This is a genomic window from Acinetobacter sp. YH12027, from assembly GCF_013420085.1.
GTDB classification, from domain to species: domain Bacteria; phylum Pseudomonadota; class Gammaproteobacteria; order Pseudomonadales; family Moraxellaceae; genus Acinetobacter; species Acinetobacter amyesii.
Window position 1 is genome coordinate 1 of record NZ_VOYW01000096.1, and the last position, 1,384, is coordinate 1,384.

1 protein-coding gene is annotated in these 1,384 nt (G+C 38.7%); it reads right to left on the bottom strand.

What is annotated here, in order from left to right:
- Positions 1–14: 14 nt before the first annotated feature.
- On the bottom strand, positions 15–1,319 hold the full coding sequence (locus FTT94_RS16415) for an IS4 family transposase (RefSeq protein WP_168379863.1): 1,305 nt from the start codon (positions 1,317–1,319) through the stop codon (positions 15–17).
- Between the last annotated feature and the right edge of the window lie 65 nt (positions 1,320–1,384).

Below are 1,384 nucleotides of genomic sequence, written 5' to 3' on the forward strand. Positions count from 1 at the left end.
GTAATGCCAGTCAGTTAAGAGATTGACTGGCTTTTTCTTGGGTATTTTTGAGGTTTTCCTTTTACAACCCTTGGATAACTCCTCACTCTTCTCTCAGGTATAACATACCGATTAGATTTCTCCATTAAACTTTCCAGATGTTTGGGGAGATTACCTGCAGAAGCCAAAGAGTCGAATCTGAGTAAATTAAGAAGGGCAATAGATGCAATATGAAAACTGATTCTCAAAGGACTTACTTTAGCTCGTTGAGCCATATGTTTCATTTGTCGTCTCAGAACATTATAGGCAATCAAGACACCCCATAATTCTTGATAAATTAAGTCTGGTTGCTTGCTTCTTAAGAGCTTACCTTTCTGCAAATTGCTTTTAATTTCTCGGTAACACATTTCAATTTCCCAACGCTGAGCATATAACTTTGCCAAGGCTATAAGTGGGTATGTCTTTGAATCTAATAATGAAGTAATGTAACGTCTGATTTTTCCTGCCTGCTCAACTTCAATCAAACGTGCCTCCCAATAATCCCCTAACGTTGGGTTAAGCTTCTTGGCTCTAGGTGATATTGGCATCCTGATATGAAAATCATGTGGGGAATTCCGTTTAATAATTTCATAACGTAAATTATCTTTTGCTCGCATCAGCCAATGACTTGATTCTGCACGTGTTTGCCACCCTATTAGAAAATCAGCAGAGAAATAAGCTCGATCAAATAATGTAATACTTTGTGCTGGTGGAGATAATTGATTTGCTAATGTGAGTTCACCCTGATCCATACTGCCTATTTGGGCATCTATGATTTCATGGGTATTGGTATTGACTAGGCACGTGGCTCTCACTTGTGGGTAAGGTGCTACAGCAGTTTTACCTTTAGATGAGCCAAAATGATTAAAGTTCTCTTCGGTCAGCGGCATAGACCAAACCACCCCATCAACAGCACATATACTAAGTCCTTGAAAGCTTGAATATTGTTGCTGTGTTTCATCAAACCATGCTTGGCTGAGCAGAGAGAATAAGGTACTTAAAGGCTCTTGTCCTAAACGTTGTCGTGCTTGGACTGCTGCACTAGGAACACAATATTCTGTTGTACCAAACACGAGGTTTAATTGCTCTACAACATAGCTGATGGGTTGATTTCGAAACAAGGCAAGCCCAATAACAAGCCAAACCACATGCTCAGCAGGTAATTTTCTCCTTCTGATTGATGCCTTACCTGTTTGATGCAGGCTTGTTTCAATCCAATTTAAATCAATAAGTTCACAAAAATGGTTGAGTGATGGGAGAGAATGTTCAAGAGTGGATTCTAAATGTTCAGATAAAGACATAAAAAAATGAGCGTATTCACATACACTCATTTTTACTACATTTTACTAAAATTTGCTTAACTGAC